The organism is Stenotrophomonas maltophilia (assembly GCF_006970445.1).
GTDB classification, from domain to species: Bacteria; Pseudomonadota; Gammaproteobacteria; order Xanthomonadales; family Xanthomonadaceae; genus Stenotrophomonas; species Stenotrophomonas maltophilia_AU.
Map to the genome: position 1 here is coordinate 626,935 of NZ_CP033877.1, position 17,959 is coordinate 644,893.

At 67.9% G+C, this 17,959-nt stretch carries 12 protein-coding genes; 6 read left to right on the forward strand and 6 right to left on the reverse strand.

What is annotated here, in order from left to right:
- Positions 1–19 precede the first annotated feature (19 nt).
- The 4 genes from EGM71_RS02820 to EGM71_RS02835 all read right to left on the reverse strand — a co-directional run bounded on the left by EGM71_RS02820 (position 20) and on the right by EGM71_RS02835 (position 5,079).
- Positions 20–2,848 (reverse strand): valine--tRNA ligase, encoded by a 2,829-nt coding sequence (locus EGM71_RS02820; RefSeq protein ID WP_188487679.1) that lies wholly within the window; start codon positions 2,846–2,848, stop codon positions 20–22.
- A gap of 33 nt (positions 2,849–2,881) precedes the next feature.
- Positions 2,882–3,073, reverse strand: a complete 192-nt coding sequence (locus EGM71_RS02825; RefSeq protein ID WP_014035920.1) for a YqaE/Pmp3 family membrane protein — start codon at positions 3,071–3,073, stop codon at positions 2,882–2,884.
- Between the two features lie 19 nt (positions 3,074–3,092).
- Positions 3,093–3,518 (reverse strand): DNA polymerase III subunit chi, encoded by a 426-nt coding sequence (locus EGM71_RS02830; RefSeq protein ID WP_005415211.1) that lies wholly within the window; start codon positions 3,516–3,518, stop codon positions 3,093–3,095.
- 82 nt (positions 3,519–3,600) lie between these two features.
- Entirely contained in the window at positions 3,601–5,079 is a 1,479-nt protein-coding gene (locus EGM71_RS02835) for a leucyl aminopeptidase (protein ID WP_188487681.1), read from the reverse strand.
- A gap of 104 nt (positions 5,080–5,183) precedes the next feature.
- Between EGM71_RS02835 and lptF the strand changes: the two genes are divergently transcribed.
- Genes lptF through EGM71_RS02850 form a run of 3 tightly spaced genes read left to right on the forward strand, consistent with a single transcriptional unit; the run spans position 5,184 to position 8,296 of the window.
- Positions 5,184–6,266, forward strand: a complete 1,083-nt coding sequence (gene lptF / locus EGM71_RS02840; RefSeq protein ID WP_188487683.1) for an LPS export ABC transporter permease LptF — start codon at positions 5,184–5,186, stop codon at positions 6,264–6,266.
- Positions 6,263–7,369: an LPS export ABC transporter permease LptG gene (gene lptG, locus EGM71_RS02845; protein WP_188487685.1), complete on the forward strand. Its 1,107-nt coding sequence runs from the start codon at positions 6,263–6,265 to the stop codon at positions 7,367–7,369. Before lptF ends, lptG begins: the two co-directional genes overlap by 4 nt.
- A 54-nt stretch (positions 7,370–7,423) precedes the next feature.
- On the forward strand, positions 7,424–8,296 hold the full coding sequence (locus EGM71_RS02850) for a hypothetical protein (protein ID WP_188487687.1): 873 nt from the start codon (positions 7,424–7,426) through the stop codon (positions 8,294–8,296).
- A gap of 54 nt (positions 8,297–8,350) precedes the next feature.
- Here EGM71_RS02850 and EGM71_RS02855 read toward each other — a convergent pair whose 3' ends face one another.
- A complete protein-coding gene (locus EGM71_RS02855) occupies positions 8,351–8,842 on the reverse strand; it encodes an RDD family protein (RefSeq protein WP_188487689.1) in 492 nt (163 codons plus the stop codon).
- 56 nt (positions 8,843–8,898) lie between these two features.
- Between EGM71_RS02855 and xerD the strand changes: the two genes are divergently transcribed.
- Positions 8,899–9,876: a site-specific tyrosine recombinase XerD gene (gene xerD / locus EGM71_RS02860; RefSeq protein ID WP_188487691.1), complete on the forward strand. Its 978-nt coding sequence runs from the start codon at positions 8,899–8,901 to the stop codon at positions 9,874–9,876.
- Positions 9,877–9,976: 100 nt separating this feature from the next.
- Positions 9,977–10,768 (forward strand): thioredoxin fold domain-containing protein, encoded by a 792-nt coding sequence (locus EGM71_RS02865; RefSeq protein WP_188487693.1) that lies wholly within the window; start codon positions 9,977–9,979, stop codon positions 10,766–10,768.
- 110 nt (positions 10,769–10,878) lie between these two features.
- Here EGM71_RS02865 and EGM71_RS02870 read toward each other — a convergent pair whose 3' ends face one another.
- On the reverse strand, positions 10,879–12,978 hold the full coding sequence (locus tag EGM71_RS02870) for a glycosyl hydrolase family 18 protein (RefSeq protein ID WP_188487695.1): 2,100 nt from the start codon (positions 12,976–12,978) through the stop codon (positions 10,879–10,881).
- A gap of 834 nt (positions 12,979–13,812) precedes the next feature.
- On the opposite strand from EGM71_RS02870, the gene purL reads away from it, so the two are divergent.
- A complete protein-coding gene (gene purL, locus EGM71_RS02875) occupies positions 13,813–17,697 on the forward strand; it encodes a phosphoribosylformylglycinamidine synthase (RefSeq protein WP_223224528.1) in 3,885 nt (1,294 codons plus the stop codon).
- The last annotated feature ends 262 nt before the right edge of the window (positions 17,698–17,959 follow it).

Consider the following 17,959-nt stretch of genomic DNA (forward strand, 5'->3'; position numbering starts at 1 on the left):
CACGTACCAGAGCGTGGCGTTACAGCTTCGCGCGCTGTTCGCGCAGGCCGGCCAGCTGGGTGTTCCAGTCGGCCAGGCGCACGCGTTCCTGCTCGACTACCGCCGGCGGTACCTTGTCGGTGAACTTGGCCAGCTTGGTCTCGCTCTTTTCCTTTTCGGCTTCGACGCGGGCGATTTCCTTGTCCAGGCGCACGCGCTCGGCATCGAGATCGACCAGGCCTTCCAGCGGCACCAGCAGCTTCAGCTCGCCCACGATCGCGGCGGCAGCCGGCGGTGCGCTTTCGCCTTCGGCCAGCCACTGGATGCTGTCCAGCTTCAGCAGGAACGACAGCGAGGCACTGAAACGTTCGATGCGCACGCGGTCCTGCTCCAGGCCGGCCTGCAGGCGCAGCGGCACCTGCCTGGACGGCGCGACGTTCAGTTCGCTGCGCACGCGACGCACCGCACTGATCACCGCCTTCAGCCATTCCACGTCGGCCTCGGCCTGGGCGAAATCACCGGCGAATTCGGCGGCGGTCGGGTAGGGGCGCAGCGACAGCGTGGTTTCGGCCAGGCCCAGGCGCGGGGCCAGCTGCTGCCACAGCTGTTCGGTGATGAACGGCGTGAGCGGGTGCAACAGGCGCAGCAGTGCTTCCAGCACGTACAGCAGGGTGTGACGGGTGCTCTCGGCATCCGCTGCGTCGGCACCGTTCAGTGCCGGCTTGCTCAGTTCCAGGAACCAGTCGCAGAATTCGTTCCAGGCGAACTCGTACAGGCACTGCGAGAGCAGGTCGAAGCGGTAGTTGGCGTAGTGGCCCTGCGCCTCGGCGGACACCGCAGCCAGGCGCGCCAGGATCCAGCGCTCGGCATCGGTGCGCGGGGTCGGCACGCCGGTGAACGCAGCACCCTCGGTGTTCATCAGGGCGAAGCGGCTGGCGTTCCACAACTTGTTGCAGAAGTTCTTGTAGCCCTCGGCGCGGTTCATGTCGAACTTGATGTCGCGGCCGTGGGTGGCCAGCGCGGCGATGGTGAAGCGCAGCGCATCGGCACCGTGGGCAGCAATGCCGTCCGGGAATTCCTTGCGGGTGGCCTTCTCGATCTTCTCCACCATCTTCGGCTGCATCAGGCCGCCGGTGCGCTTGGCGACCAGGTCGTCGATGGTGATGCCGTCGATGATGTCCAGCGGGTCGAGCACGTTGCCCTTGCTCTTGGACATCTTCTGGCCCTGGCCGTCGCGGATCAGGCCGGTGAAGTAGACGTCCTTGAACGGGATCTTCCCGACCAGGTTGTCGGTGGCCATGATCATGCGCGCCACCCAGAAGAAGATGATGTCGAAGCCGGTGATCAGCACCGACGACGGCAGGTAGCGGTCGAAGCCGCGCTCGGCCATGGCCTGCTCGTTCGGCCAGCCCAGGGTGGAGAACGGCCACAGCTGCGAGGAGAACCAGGTCTCCAGCACGTCGCTTTCCTGGTTCAGCACCACGTCGCTGTCCAGGTTGTGCTTTGCCCGCACTTCCTCTTCGCTGCGGCCGACGTAGCAGCTGCCGGTTGCGGCATCGAACCACGCCGGGATGCGGTGGCCCCACCACAGCTGGCGGCTGATGCACCAGTCCTGGATGTTGTTCATCCAGTGGCGGTAGGTGTTGATCCAGTTCGGCGGCACGAAGGCGATGGTTCCGTCTTCGACCAGTTCCAGGCCACGCTTGGCCAGGTCGTCCATCTTCACGAACCACTGGTCGGTCAGGTACGGCTCGATCACCTGGCCGGTACGGTCACCGCGCGGCACCTGCAGCTTGTGCGCCTTGGTCTCGACCAGGATGCCCAGGTCTTCCAGTTCGGCCAGCACGGCCTTGCGCGCGGCGTAGCGGTCCAGGCCCTGGAAGCGCTCCGGCGCGTTTTCGTTCAGCGCTGCCACCGGGGTGAACAGGTTGATCATCGGCAGGTTGTGGCGCACGCCGACTTCATAGTCGTTGAAATCATGCGCCGGGGTGACCTTGACCACGCCGGTGCCGAACGCGCGGTCCACGTAGTCGTCGGCGATCACCGGCACGCGACGGCCGGTCAGCGGCAGCACCACGCTCTTGCCGATCAGGTGCGCGTAGCGCTCGTCTTCCGGGTGCACCATCACCGCGGTATCGCCCAGCAGGGTTTCCGGGCGGGTGGTGGCAACGACCAGGTAGTCGCGGGTTTCGCGCAGGGTTTCCACGCCGTCGGCATCGCGCTCGACGTGCTCGTAGCTCAGACCGTCATCCAGCGTGTAGGCGATCGACCACAGGAAGCCGTCTTCCTCGGCGCTCTCCACTTCCAGGTCGGAAATGGCGGTCTTCAGCACCGGATCCCAGTTGACCAGGCGCTGGCCGCGGTAGATCAGGCCCTGTTCGTACCAGCGCACGAAGGCTTCGTTGACCGCTGCCGACGGCTGCGGGTCCATGGTGAAGGTGCTGCGCGACCAGTCGGCGGAAGTGCCAAGGCGGCGCATCTGGCGTTCGATGGTGTCGCCGGACTGCTGCTTCCACTCCCAGACCTTGCCGATGAAGCCTTCGCGGCCCAGCGAATCGCGGGTCTCGCCCTTGCCTTCCAGCGCCAGGTTGCGGCTGACCACCATTTCGGTGGCGATGCCGGCGTGGTCGGTACCGACCTGCCACAGCGTGTCGTAGCCGCGCATGCGGTGGTAACGCACCAGTGCGTCCATCAGGGTCTGCTGGAAGGCGTGGCCCATGTGCAGGGTGCCGGTCACGTTCGGCGGCGGCAGCAGGATGGTGTACGGCTCGCCCGTGCCGGACGGCTTGAAGTGGCCGGCCTTCTCCCAGGCCTCGTAGAGGTCGGTCTCGAAGGACTTCGGGTCGTAGCTGGAGGCGAGTTGGGTCATGCGGGGGAACCGGTAATCAAGGCGGAAGGGAGATCAGCGCGACCCGAGGGCGCGCCGGATCTTCTGGTCGGTGTGGTACTGGCTGACCGCGTAGGCGGCCCAGATGGCGGCGGGCAACCAGCCGATCAGGGTGATCTGCAGGATCAGGCAGACGATCCCGGCCAGTGGACGGCCGATGGTGAAGAAGGACAGCCAGGGAAGAATCAGGGCGATCAGCAGGCGCATCAAGGGGTCCTCGCGGGACTTACATGTCGTGCTTGTTCAGGTCGTAACCGGCGGCCTTGTACTGGCGCCAGCGCTCGCGCAGCGGTTCGCGCGCTTCCGGATCGGCCGGAACCACTTCCAGCACGCGCTCGCACTGGCCCAGCCAGGGCTCGTCGCGCAGGTTGATCACCAGTGGACGCGCCGGTGCCTCGGTGCCGGGCACGGCGATCAGCACCAGAGCCTCTTCCTCGTCCATGTCTTCCCCGGCGATCTGGTGCGGGATGTAGGCATCGTTGTCGAATGCCCACAGCAGCTCGTCCAGCTCTTCGGCCTGGGCCTGGTCGCGGGCCAGCACCAGGGTGAACAGCCCGGCGTCGTTGGCCTTGCGCGCCAGCTCGCAGACCAGGCGCAGTGGCTCGGTCAGGAAGCGGGGCTTGGCGATCAGGTAGAAGTCGGCGCGGGGCATGGCAGGGTCCGGGTCAGGCAGGGGCCCGGCATTGCCGGGCGAGGCCCCGGCCGGCGTCTGCCGGCCAGGGTCGGGTACGGCATCAGGCGCGGGCGACCTGGTCCAGCAACCACTGGCTCAGCAGGCCGACCGGGCGGCCGGTGGCCATGCCACGCTTGCCTTCGTCGCTGGCGACGCCGGCGATGTCCAGATGGGCCCAGCGCTGGCCTTCGGTGAAGCGCGACAGGAAGCAGCCCGCGGTGATCGCGCCGGCCCAGCGGCCGCCGATGTTGTAGACGTCGGCGAAGGTCGAATCCAGCATCGGCTGGTACTCGTCCCACAACGGCAGGCGCCAGGCGCGGTCGAACACATGCTCGCCAGCGGCCAGCAGCTCGTTGGCCAGGTCGTCGTGCTTGGTCATCAGGCCGGCGGTCTGGTGGCCGAGGGCGACCATGCAGGCACCGGTCAGGGTGGCGACGTCGACCAGCGCGGCCGGCTCGAAGCGCTGCGCGTAGGTCAGCGCGTCACACAGGATCAGGCGGCCCTCGGCGTCGGTGTTGCCGACTTCGATGGTCTTGCCCGACATCGAGGTGATCACGTCGGACGGACGGTAGGCATTGCCATCGATGGCGTTCTCCACCGCCGGCACCACCACCACCAGGTTCAGCGGCAGCTTGGCCTTGACCGCGGCGACGAAGGTGCCGATGACGTTGGCGCCACCGCACATGTCGTACTTCATCTCTTCGATGCCGCCCTGGGTCTTCAGGTTGACGCCACCGGTATCGAAGGTGATGCCCTTGCCGACCAGCACGTACGGCTTGGCGTCGCCAGCACCGGTCCACTTCAGCACGACCAGGCGTGGGCGGTTGGCCGAACCGCGGGCCACGGCCAGCAGCGAGCCCATGCCCAGCGCTTCCATCTGGGTCTCGTCGAGGATCTCGGCCTCGGCGCCGTCGTGTTCGCCGGCGAACTTCACGCCCACTTCGGCCAGGTAGGCCGGGGTGCAGTAGTTCGGCGGCAGGTTGCCCAGCTCGCGGGCGAACTCGACGCCGGCGGCGATGGCCTGGCCCTGGGCCAGGGCCTGGGCGTCGTCACCGGCAACGGCCAGCTGGGTCAGGCCGGCATCGTCGGCCTTCTTCTTGCCCAGGGTGGCGGTATAGCGGTAGGCGGCGTGATCGGCGGCGATCACCGCCTGGCGGATCGCCCAGGCCGCGTCGCGGTCCTTCACCGCCACTTCGGACAGGGTGAACAGCGCGCTGCGGGCGGCGCCGGCCTTCAGCGCGCGCACGGCGTCGCCAACGGCCTTCAGGTACTGCGGCACGCCGAAGCGGGCGGCTTCGCCGAGGCCAACCACCAGCACGCGCGGGGCGGTCACGCCCGGCAGGTCGTGCAGCAGGGTGGTGGCGCCGGTCTTGCCGGACAGGTCGCCACGCTGGGCCAAAGCGGCCAGACGGCCACCACTGGCGGTATCCAGGGCCTGCGCGGCCGGGGTCAGGGTATGGTCGGCATACGCGCCTACCACCAGGCAATCAACGGTGGCGGCGGCCGGAGCAACGTGGTTCAGGGTGAATTCGAGGGCCATTGAGCAGATTCCATTGGCGAGTCCGTACAATCGCAGGCCGTTTACGCCCAGACAGTAGACTGGGCGGCACCGCGAACGAACCCCAGAGTTTAAACCACCGCCCCATGCTGAAGCTCGACCGATACCTGCTGGGCGATTTCGTCCAGAGTTTCCTGGCTACCCTGATCGTCCTGCTGGTGGTCAGCGTGGGCGGCGTTCTGGTGGACATCCTCGGCAACATCGCCGACGGGCGCCTGCCAGCCAAGCTGCTGTTCTCCCAGCTGGGCCTGCAGTTCATCGCCTACCTGCCACTGATCCTGCCACTGGCGCTGATGCTGGGCCTGCTGCTGGCCATCGCCCGCCTGTACCGCGATTCGGAGATGGCGGTGATCACCGCCATCGGTGTGGGCCCCAAGCGCCTGCTGCGGCCGCTGCTGATGCTGGTGGTGCCGGTGGTGCTGCTGGTCGGCACCTGCTCGCTGTGGCTGGGCCCGTGGGCCGGCCGGGTGGCCGAGCAGATGATCATCGAGGCCAACCGCAGCGTGCTGATGGCCGGCCTGGAGCCGGGCCGATTCACGCCGCTGCCCAATGGCGGCGTGGTGTACCTGTCCACGATCTCGCCCGACGGCACCCAGCTGGGCAAGGTGTTCATGCAGCGGCAGAAGGACGACCGCCTGGAAGTGGTGTCGGCCAACAGCGGCCGCATGTTCTTCGAGGGCACCCGCCAGCGCTTCCTGGAGCTGGATGACGGCCACCAGGTGGAAGGCCCGGTGGCCGGCGCGCTGGATTACCGTCTGGCCACCTTTGCCCGCAACGACGTGGCGCTGCCTGACGGCGCACAGACCCGCACCGAGGACGACCCGGAACTGATGCCGACCCTGAAGCTGATCGGCGATGAGCGCCCGCAGGCGCAGGCGCAGCTGCACCGCCGGCTGGCACCGCCGCTGATCGCGCTGGCGTTCGCCCTGCTGACCGTGCCGCTGGGCCGCAGCTCGCCGCGCCAGCAGCGCTACGGCCGCATGATGCTGGCCCTGATGGCCTACATGGTGGGTACCAACCTGATGTTCATCGGCAGCGGCTGGATTGCCACGGGCAAGATCCCCGCCGCTCTCGGCCTGTGGTGGCTGACCGTGCCGCTGCTGGCGCTGGCGATCTGGATGTATGCACGTGATGGCCGCCTGGGCCGCCAGAAGGGAGCCCGCGCATGAGGCTGCGCCCGATGCGTTTCGACCTGTACCTGGGCCAGTCGGTGTTCACCACGGTGCTGCTGACCTGGGCGGTGCTGGTCGGCCTGGACGTGGTGATGGCCTTCTCCGGCGAGTTCAAGGACATCGGCAAGAACGGCTACACCCTGGGCCATGCCGCGGCGTGGGTGCTGTACACGGTGCCGCGCCGCGCCTACACGATGTTCCCGACAGCCGCGGTGATCGGCGCACTGATGGGCCTGGGCCAGCTGGCCGCGACCTCGGAGCTGACCGCACTGCGTGCGCTGGGCCTGTCGCGCAAGCGCCTGAGCGTGTCGGTGGCGATCGCGCTGTCGCTGCTGACCGCGGTGATGGTGCTCAGCGCCGAGACACTGGGCCCGTGGGGCCAGGACCGCGCCGATGCGCTGAAGTCCAGTGCCAAGTGGGGGCGGGATATCGCGACCACCCGTTACTCGGGGCTGTGGGCGCGCGAAGGCGACACCTTCCTCAACGCCCAGAGCGGCGAGGAGCAGCTGGTGGGCGACAAGGGCACGCGGCTGATCCTGCGTGATGTGCGCCTGTACCGGGTCGCCGAAGACGGCAAGATCGCCTCGTTGACCCATGCCGCCACCGCCGAGCACGACAAGGACGGCTGGGTGTTGACCGGCGTGCGTCGCGACACCTTCGGCGAGCGCTCGGCGGCCCGCCAGGAAGTGGCGCGCGAGCCGTGGAACTCGAAGCTGGATGCGGCGGCACTGGCCACCGGCATCGCCAAGCCACGCAACCTCAGCGTGTCCGAGCTCAGCAACAGCATTGCCTACCGCCAGCGTAACGGGCTGGATGCGCGCGACTTCGAGGATGTGTACTGGAGCCGCTGGTTCTACCCGGTGAATGTGCTGGCACTGTGCCTGGCGGCGGTGCCGTTCGCGTTCGGGTCGCTGCGCAGCGGCGGCATGGGCAAGCGCCTGTTCCTGGGCATCCTGTTCGCACTGGGCTTCTGGCTGCTGCAGCTGTTCTTCGGCCGCATGGCCGGTGCGCTGAAGTTCGATTACCGCATTGCCTATGCGTTGCCCCCGATCGTGATGCTGGCGGTGTCCGGACTGCTGTTCCGGCGCAAGTCGGGCTGACCCCCATGGAGCCGGGCATGGCCCGGCTGTTTCCGTTTCATTTCAAGGACGAACATGAGCTTTCAACGCCTTCTGCCGTGTATTGCGGCCGTGCTGCTCTCTGCCGGCTGCAGCCGGTCCACGGTCGACTTCGAGATCGACAACCCGACCGATGCGCCGCTGACCCTGTCGATCGATCAGCAGGTGCACACCCTGCCGCCGCACACCTCCATGCCTCTGGCCCTGGAGCCGGGCCAGTACCGGCTGCAGAGCGAGAAGATTGGCAGCGTACGCATGGTCGTCTACGCCGACGGGATCGGTGGCCTGATCAACCCGGCCATGGCCGAGTACGTGATCGTCACCGAGCAGTACGTCACCAGCAAGACCAACTCCGGTGGCCTGGCGTCGAAGGTCGAACTGAACGACGTGGAGATCGAGGGCCCCTACGTGAAGGCAACCGGTATGTTCATTCCGCGCCGTTGGGACGTTGGGCTGATGGGGGAGCTGCCCGATACGGTGGTGTCCAACAGCCCGGATACCTCATCCGATTACCGGACCAAGCTCTACAACGTGCCCGGCTTCTTCGAGTACCTGGACGCCGGGGAAGACCTGAAGGAGGCCTTCGGGCCGGGCGGCTACCAGGTGCCGGCGGCAACGGTGGCATTCACCCCGGCCCAACTGCCGGCGCTCCCGGCGGCCTATGAGGCCCAGGGCAAACCGATGCGCGACCTCTACGCGCACTATCTGGCGGCCACCGACGCGGGGGAGCAGAGGCGCCTGAAGAAGGCCAGCCTGAAGCTGTGGCAGGACTTCGTGAAGACCCGGGCGCAGTTGAGCGGACAGGTTCCGGTGGCCGATGACGTGCAGGCCAATGCGTTCGCGTCCGCCTACTTCGACCTCTGGGCCCAGCCGGCGGTGATCCTGCCCGACCCGGCGCCTGCAGGCTGATCGCTGCGCTGTTCGTGTAGCGCCGAGCGCGTGCTCGGCCCTGCAGACAGCGCTTTACCGCTTCGGCATGCGCACCACGCGGGTGCCGCTGGCGCGGTCGTGCCAGGTCAGGCGTTGGCGGTCGACCCACGCCCACCAGAATCCCAGCCCGCCCAGCAGTAGTGACAGCGTGCCCACTGCGAAGCGCAGCCACAGCTGGCCGCGCCGCAGCGGCGTGCCATCGCGCGATTGCAGTTTCAGCCGCCACGGACGCATGCCCAGCGTCTGTCCGCCACGGCGCCAGCTGGCCGTGGCGTACCACCCCGTGATTCCCCAGCACACCGCCCACAGCAGCCACTGCCAGGCACTGAACGGTGCGATGTTCTCGCGCTGCGCGTGGCCGCTGAAGGTGTAGGCGAGGGTGAACAGCGTGCCGGCCAGCATCCACAGCGCCAGCACCGGCAGTGCGTCGTAGACCATCGCCAGCACGCGCCAGGGCAGCAGCGCGCGTGGGCGAGGTGTTTCGGTAGCGGCCGCAGGGGCCGTGTCGGTGGCAGGGCGGGACATGCGCCGAGCATACGCAAAGCTGGCCGTGCCCGCAGTGGCCCTCGTATCCTGCACGCATGGCCCTTGTTTCCACCCCCGCCGAACGCCGCCAGCTGGTCCAGCAACTGCCCGAGCTGCGCGCCGACGACAGCATGCGCATCCAGCGCTTCCTCGATGCGATCTGGGCCGAGAACGGCCTGGCCCGCGCCACCCTCGACAGCTACCGGCGCGACCTGGAAGGGCTGGCGCGCTGGATGGATGGACGCGACGGTGGCCTGGCCGGCATCGAACGTCCCGGGCTGTTCGACTACCTGGCCTGGCGCACCCGGCATGGCTGGTCGCCGCGCAGCAATGCGCGCCTGCTGTCGGCGCTGCGGGCGTTCTTCGCCGATGGCGTGCGCCGTGGCGAGCGTAGCGAAGACCCGAGTGCGCTGCTCGACCCGCCGAAGCTGCCGCGGCTGTTGCCCAAGGCGCTGGCCGAAAGCCAGATCGACGCGCTGCTGGCGGCCCCGGACATCGACAGCCCGCTGGGCCTGCGCGATCGCGCCATGCTGGAACTGATGTATGCCGCCGGCCTGCGCGTGAGCGAGCTGGTGCTGCTGCCGGCCACGGCGGTCAACCTGCGCCAGGGCGTGCTGCGGGTTACCGGCAAGGGCAGCAAGGAACGGCTGGTGCCGCTGGGCGAGGAATCGCAGCATTGGCTGGAGCGTTACCTGCAGCAGTCGCGCCCGCAGCTGGTCGGCAAGGGCAAGGTGCATGCCCTGGCGGATGGGCAGACCCCGTTGTTCATCGAGCCGACGTTGCATGCACTGACCCGGCAGGCGTTCTGGCACCTGGTCAAGCGCCACGCGCAGGTGGCCGGCATCGACCCGGCGCGGATCAGCCCGCATGGCCTGCGCCACAGTTTCGCCACCCATCTGCTCAACCGCGGTGCCGACCTGCGCGCGCTGCAGATGCTGCTCGGCCACAGTTCCTTGTCGACCACCCAGATCTACACCCTGGTGGCGCGCGAGCATCTGCAGAAGCTGCACGCCCGCCACCATCCGCGCGGCTGAGCGCCGGGCTGAATCGCGGCCCGGGGCCGTGCCGGGCGTCGCGGCCCGGTTCTGGTGGCTGTGTCAGAATCCGGGATCTTCTTCTGTTGCGGATCGCTCCATGCTCCGATTTGCCATCGCCGCCGTGTTCGGTGCGCTCAGCCTGACCGCCTGCGCCCAGCCGGCCCCGCCGGCCCCGCCGGCCGCCAAGGCGCCTGCCGCTGCGGCCAAGGCCGGCCCGGCTGCCAACGCGTCGGCCGACCAGGCGGTACGTGCCGCTCTGACCGCGCTGAATCCCGGCTTCCAGGTGGACTACATCGGTGCCGCGCCGTTCCCCGGCTTCCGCGAAGTGGTGGTCTCCGGCCAGCTGCTGTACGTGTCCGATGACGGTCGCTACCTGTTCCAGTCGCAGCCCTACGACACCCGCGCCAAGGGCCCGGCCAACAGTGAAGGCCTGCTCGGTTACCGTCGCGGCCTGCTGGCCAAGGCCAACCACGGTGATCGCATCGTGTTCGCCGCGCCGAACGCCAAGTACACCATCAGCGTGTTCACCGACATCGAGTGCGGTTACTGCCGCAAGCTGCACCAGGACATCGCCGAGCTCAACCGCAACGGCATCACCGTCGAGTACCTGGCGTTCCCGCGCATGGGCCTGGGCAGCAAGGACTACACCGACATGATTTCGGTCTGGTGTGCAGCGGATCGTCGCCAGGCCCTGACCAACGCCAAGCGCGGTGGCAGCGTGCCGGCCAAGAACTGCACCAACCCGGTGGCGATGCAGTACGCGCTGGGCCAGCAGCTGGGCGTGAATGGCACGCCGGCGATCTTCGCGCCGGATGGAACCCAGCTGGGCGGTTACCTGCCGCCGGCGCAGCTGCGTGCGGCGCTGGACAAGTTGTCCGAGAAGCGCTGACGCGAAATCGTAGCGTCGAGCCATGCTCGACTGCGGAACCATCAGCCGAGCATGGGCTCGGCGCTACAGATCAGAGGCCGGGGGCGCACAATGCGCCCCCGGCTTTTTGCTTATTTCAGGCCATCACTGACCGCCTTGGTCAGCGTGCCCTGCGCATCGTCACCGCTGAACTCCCAGACGAACGCGCCGCCCAGGCCCTGGGTCTTCACGTAACCCATCTTGCGGGTGATGTTGGCCGGGGTATCGAAGCTCCACAGCGTGCTGCCGTTGTAGATCCAGGTGGCACCGGCCGTGTTGTCGGTGTAGCCCGGCCACGCCAGGTTCTTCAGCACCTTCCAGTCTTCGATGCCGGCCTCGTAGGTACCCGGGGCGGCGCCGGTCGCGGTCTGGTACAGGCCGTTGTTGGCATTGGCCACGCCGGTCCAGCCACGCCCGTAGTAGCCGATGCCCAGGTTGAGCTTGGCGGCGGGCACGCCACGGCTGATGAAGGCCTCGATGGCGTCGTTGCTGTTGTACAGCTTCTGGTCGCCGGTGGACGGGTCATTCGGCGAATCGAACAGCGCCGACTGGTGATTGGTCTTCGCATCCCACGCGCCGTGGAAGTCGTAGGTCATCACGTTGATGTAGTCCAGGTACGGGTGGTACGCGGCCGGATCGGTGACGCGGATCTTGTCGATGCCGGCACCCACCGCCACCGTCAGCAACAGGCCCGGACGCACCGCATCGAGCTGGCGGCGGAACTCGGCCATCAGCGCGGTGAAGTTGGCGTTGTCTTCCGGCTTGCCGCATTCGATGCCGCAGGCCACCGGGTATTCCCAGTCGATGTCGATGCCGTCGAACACGCCCAGCGCGGCACCGGCGCCACCGGCACCGTCGGTCACCGGCAGGTTGCCCTTGATGTAGGCGTCGATGCACGAGGCGACGAAGGCCTGGCGGTTTTCCGGGCGCGCCGCGCTGGAGAAACCACGCGACCAGGTCCAGCCACCCAGCGAGATCAGCACCTTCATGCCCGGGTACTTGGCCTTGAGCTGCTTGAGCTGGTTCCAGTTGCCACGCAGCGGCTGGTCCCAGGTATCGGCGCTGCCACTGACACTCTCGGCGGCGCTGAAGGCCTTGGTGTAGTCGGCGAAAGCATCGCCACCGGCACCGCTGTTCGGATCCGACGGCTGGGTGATGCCCACTTCGCAGCGGTTGTTGCGCACGTTGCCGAACGCGTAGTTGATGTGGGTCAGGCGTGCGGCCGAGCCGCTGCTGTCGATGTTCTTGACCCGGTAGTTGCGGCCGTAGATGCCCCACTGGGTGAAGTAGCCGATGACCCGCTTGCCGGTGGTGCCGCCGTCACCGGCCAGCGTGGTGGCGCTGATCTCGGTGCCCTGTGCGGACGCATTGCCGGCGTTGTCGCGGGCACGTACGCGGTAGCGGTAGGTGGTCGACGCGGTCAGGCCGCCATCGACGTAGCTGGCACTGGACGGCGAACCGACCAGGCTGCCGTTGCGGTACACGTCGTAGCCAGCCATGCCGCTGCCACCGGTGTTGTCGGTGGAGGGGCTCCAGCTGAGCGCGATGCTGTTGGCGGTGCGCGTACCGGCCGCCAGTCCGCCGGGTACGCTCGGTGCGGTGGTATCGCCACCGGCGGCGTTGACGGTGATGGTGATGGTCGGGGTGCTGGTGGTGGCGTTGTTGTTGTCGGTGGCCACCGCGCGCAGAGTGTGGCTGCCGGCGCTGGCATTGGCCCAGCTGGCCGCATACGGCGCACTGGTGGCCACGCCGAGCGTGCTGCCGTCGCGGAAGAATTCGACCTTGGCGACGCTGCCGTCCGGATCACTGGCGGTGGCGGTCACGTTGACCGTGCTGCCGGCACTGAAGGTGGCGCCGTTGGCCGGCGAGGTCAGGCTGACCACCGGCGGCTGGTTGCTGCCGCTGCCATCACAGGCGCCGAGGTTGGTGTAGTAGGGCGCACCGGCCGGATGGTCCGGCGGCGCGTTCCAGATGTCCTGGTTCGCCCGATAGAGGACGCCTCCTTTCTGCAGGGTATCGCCGGCCCGGTAGATCTTGGCCTGGTCCCACTGGGCCACCCCGGCACAGCTGGCGGCCTGGGCCAGGCCGGGCAGGGCGGCGGTACCGGCGGCCAGGGCAAGCAGCCAGGCCAGGCGGCGGGGACGACAGCTTCGGGTCGAACGTTCGGCACTGCGCACAATCGGGTCGTACATGGGTAAGTCTCCGATCAAAGGGCGCGCGGGCCCCGATGGCGCCGCGCGTGACGCAGGTCCGGGCGTCGCCCGGGAAGGCGACGGAGGGGGCGGACGGAGGTACCTGGGAGGCCGGGGAGAGAGTCCGGCACCAGGTGGGGACAACGTTGTCATCAATCGTGTGCTCAATCCGTGAGCAAGCGCATGGTTCCGGGATTCGGGCGGAGAGCGGCGCTGCGCGCGGTCGGCGGCCATCGGCGGAACCCCCTCGTGGCTGGGGTGGGTCGCTGAAAGCGGGTTTCTGAGGGTTGGCCGGGTGGGTGGGCTGCGCAGGGGACGCTGCAAGTACGTCCATGTAAGCTCGATCGCCGCATCCATGCGGCTCACGCCCCTGCGCAGCCCACCCACCTGGCCCCTGACAGGTTCCTGCGCGGCCAGCCACGGAAGACAGAACAAGAAATCAAAAGCAAAAGCCGGTCGCTTCGCTCTTCAATGCCTGATTTCTGAAATTTCCTGGTTGCCGGCCAGCGGCCGGCACTACCGGGGAGCGTCCACGCATGGCGTGGATCTACTGCAGATCGCGGAAATCTGTCGAAGGCGGGGTGGGTCCGGTGGCGGGGGTGTCCGCGGCATGGATGCCGCGGCCAAGCCCCCAGGGATGGGTTTACGGCGTCCCCCGCCACCGGACCCACCCCGCCATCCCACGGGAACCCAGCTTTTGCTTTGGCAGTTGCTGTTGCCGTTGCCTTTGCCTTTGCCTTGGCTTCGGCGGGTGCCGGGCGCCGCCCGGCCAAAGCCCTTCCCCCCGCTTCCGGTACAATGTCGGGCCCGTTTCCCAACTACGGTTCCCCGGACATGATGGTCCTCGAGGGCGCGCCCGCCCTGTCGCCGTTCCGCCGCGAACGTCTTGAATCCCGCCTGCAGTCCATCGCTCCCTCCCTGCGCATCAGTGGTGCCTGGCACGTCTACTTCGTGCAGCCCGAAGGCAGCGCCGCCCCCGACCTGACCACGCTGTGCCGCATCCTCGAAGCTGCGCCGCAGGCCGAAGCCGTGGCCGAGGGTGCGGTCAGCCGCATCGTGGTGCCGCGCCTGGGCACGCTGTCGCCGTGGTCGAGCAAGGCCACCGAGCTGGTGCGCGGTGCCGGGCAGCCGGTGAGCCGGGTCGAGCGTGGCCTGCGCATCGACGTGCAGGGCTGGCCGGCCGATGCCGCCGCCCAGCAGGCGCTGGTCAAGGCGCTGCACGACCCGATGACGCAGTCGGTGCTGGAAACCGTGGAACAGGGCCAGGCGCTGTTCTCGGCGCCGGCCCGTGGCGAACTGGAACGCGTGCCGGTGGACCAGCTGGAGGCCGCCAACCAGCGCCTCGGCCTGGCCATGGCCCAAGACGAGATCGACTACCTGCGCGAGCGTTTCACTGCGCTGGGCCGGTCGCCGTCGGACGTGGAACTGATGATGTTCGCGCAGGCCAATTCCGAGCACTGCCGCCACAAGATCTTCAACGCCAGCTGGACCATCGACGGCCAGGAGCAGGACCGCTCGCTGTTCCGGATGATCAAGAACACCCACCAGCAGACCCCGCAGCACACGCTCAGCGCGTACAGCGACAATGCCGCGGTGATCGAAGGTCATCCGGCGTCGCGCTACCGCCCCGATCCGGCCAGCGGCGAATACCGCCGCGAAGCACAGGTGCCCAGCGCCTTCCAGATCAAGGTGGAAACGCACAACCACCCGACCGCGATCGCGCCGTTCCCGGGCGCATCGACCGGCAACGGCGGCGAGATCCGCGACGAGGGCGCGACCGGCCGTGGTGGCAAGCCGAAGGCCGGCCTGTCCGGTTTCTCGGTCTCGCACCTGCGCATTCCGGAACTGCCGCAGCCGTGGGAAGCGCCGCGCGCGCTGAACCCGCGGATGGCACCGGCACTGGAAATCATGACCGACGGCCCGCTTGGTGGCGCTGCGTTCAACAACGAGTTCGGCCGCCCGAACCTGCTCGGCTACTTCCGCAGCTTCGAGCTGCCGGAAGGCGCTGATCTGGTGCGTGCCTACGACAAGCCGATCATGCTGGCCGGTGGCCTCGGCGCGATCGACCGCGTGCAGGTCGACAAGATCCAGCTGCAGGCCGGTGATGCGGTCATTGTGCTCGGCGGTCCGGCGATGCTGATCGGCCTGGGCGGCGGTGCCGCCAGTTCGGTGGCCTCCGGTGAGAGCGCCGAGGACCTGGACTTCGCCAGCGTGCAGCGCGACAACCCGGAAATGGAACGCCGCTGCCAGGAGGTCATCGACCGCTGCGTGGCGATGGGCGCCAACAACCCGATCAAGTTCTTCCACGACGTCGGTGCCGGTGGCCTGTCCAATGCCATCCCCGAACTGCTGCACGACTCCAAGGTCGGCGGTGTCATCGACCTGGGCAAGGTGCCTACCGATGATCCGTCGCTGTCGCCGATGCAGCTGTGGTGCAACGAGTCGCAGGAACGCTACGTACTGGGCGTGGCCCAGGAACGCCTGGCCGAGTTCGCCGCGCTGTGCGCCCGCGAGCGCTGCCCGTTCGCCGCCGTTGGCGTGGCTACCGCAGAAGAGCACCTGGTGGTGGCCTACGGTGCCGTGCCGGGCCACACCCCGGCCGATGCGCCGATCGACCTGCCGATGGACGTGCTGTTCGGCAAGCCGCCGAAGATGCACCGCGACACCGCACACCCGCCGGCACCGCGCTGGCCGGCGCTGAAGACCGGTGGCCTGGACCTGCAGGAAGCCGGCCTGCGCGTGCTCGCGCACCCGACCGTCGCTTCGAAGAACTTCCTGGTCACCATCGGTGACCGCAGCGTCGGTGGCCTGACCGCACGCGAACAGATGGTCGGCCCGTGGCAGCTGCCGGTGGCCGACGTGGCGATCACCCTGGCCGATTTCGATGGCGTGGCTGGCGAAGCGATGTCGATCGGCGAGCGTACTCCGCTGGCCCTGCTCGATGCGGCGGCTTCGGCACGCATGGCGGTGGGCGAAGCGCTGACCAACCTGTGCGCGGCCCCGGTCGATGCGCTGGATGAAATCAAGCTGTCGGCGAACTGGATGGCCGCGGCCGGCCACCCGGGCGAAGACGCGCTGCTGTACGACGCGGTGAAGGCGGTGGGCATGGAACTGTGCCCGCAGCTGGACATCAGCATCCCGGTGGGCAAGGACTCGCTGTCGATGCAGGCGCAGTGGCACGACCAGGGCGAAGCACACAAGAGCGTGTCGCCGGTGTCGCTGGTGATCTCGGCGTTCGCGCCGGTCGCCGACGTGCGCCAGCAGCTGACCCCGCTGCTCGACCGCGATGTGGACAGCGAGCTGTGGCTGATCGGCCTGGGTGCCGGCAAGCAGCGCCTGGGCGGTTCGATCCTGGCCCAGGTGCATGCCGATCACGGCGACCTGCCGGCCTTCGCCGGCGCCGCCCCGGACCTGGACGACCCGCAGCGCCTGCGGGGTTTCTTCGAACTGATCCGCGATGCTCGCCAGTCTGGCCTGCTGCTGGCCTATCACGACCGCAGCGACGGCGGTGCCTTCGCCGCACTGTGCGAAATGGCCTTCACCTCGCGCCTGGGCCTGGACATCACCCTCGATGCCTGGGGCGATGATCCGTTCCGCAGCCTGTTCAATGAAGAACTGGGTGCGGTGGTGCAGATTGCACGCGAAGACCGCGCCGCGTTTGCCGATCTGGTCGAACGCCATGCACTCACCGAATGCGCGCAGCGCATCGCCAAGCCGACCACGGCACCGGTTGTGCGTGTGTCGCTGGGCGGCGAGAACCTGGCCGAATGGCGCTGGGAAGCGCTGTTCGACGCCTGGTGGTCGGTCACCCACGCGATGCAGAAGCGCCGCGACAACCCGGCCAATGCCGATGCCGAGCGTGACATCGCCCGTGCCTTCAACGCACCGGGCCTGAAGCCGAAGCTCAGCTTCGACCTCAACGAGGATGTGGCGGCACCGTTCATCAGCACCGGCGCGCGTCCGCGCGTGGCGGTGCTGCGCGAGCAGGGCGTCAACGGCCAGATCGAAATGGCCAACGCCTTCGAACGTGCCGGCTTCCGTGCCTTCGACGTGCACATGAGCGACCTGATCGAAGGCCGCGTGGCCCTGCAGGATTTCACCGGCCTGGTGGCCTGTGGTGGCTTCAGCTATGGCGACGTGCTCGGTGCCGGCCGTGGCTGGGCAACCTCGATCCTGGAGCGCAGCGCACTGCGTGATGCCTTCGCCGCGTTCTTCGCGCGCGAAGTCAGCTTCGCGCTGGGCGTGTGCAACGGCTGCCAGATGATGAGCCAGCTGAAGAACATCATTCCGGGTGCCGAGCACTGGCCGCAGTTCCGCCGCAACGCCAGCGAGCAGTTCGAAGCCCGCACCGCGCTGCTGGAAGTGGTGGAGTCGCCGTCGATCCTGCTGCGTGGCATGGCCGGCTCGCGCCTGCAGGTGGCGGTCGCGCATGGTGAAGGCCAGGCCGTGTTCGACAATGCCGTCGACCAGGCCGCCGCCCGCGTCTCGCTGCGCTACATCGATGGCAATGGCAACGTGGCCAGCCAGTACCCGCTGAATCCGAACGGTTCGCCGGACGGCATCACCGGCCTGACCAGCAGCGACGGCCGCGTCACCATCATGATGCCGCACCCGGAACGTACCCCGCGCGCGCTCAACCTGAGCTGGGCACCGGCGGAATGGCAGGGTGATTCGCCGTGGATGCGCATGTTCCGCAACGCGCGGGTATGGTGCGGCTGATCGCATCGTTCCGCGCAGGCCGCAATGCCACCGCGTATGGAGAAACCCGCCGCGTTGTCGGCGGGTTTTTCTTTGCGCGCGTGAAACCCCTGTCGCGCCCGCTAGTTACATCGGTTTTCATGTGCCAGCAGTTCGTCACGCATACCTAACAAAATACTTTTATAAACACGTGAAATGGTGAACTGCTTCACGGCAATAGCATTTGTCGTGTCAAAGTCTTGACGATCTGCAAAGTTGCCGTTAACACTTGAACCCCGTTTCA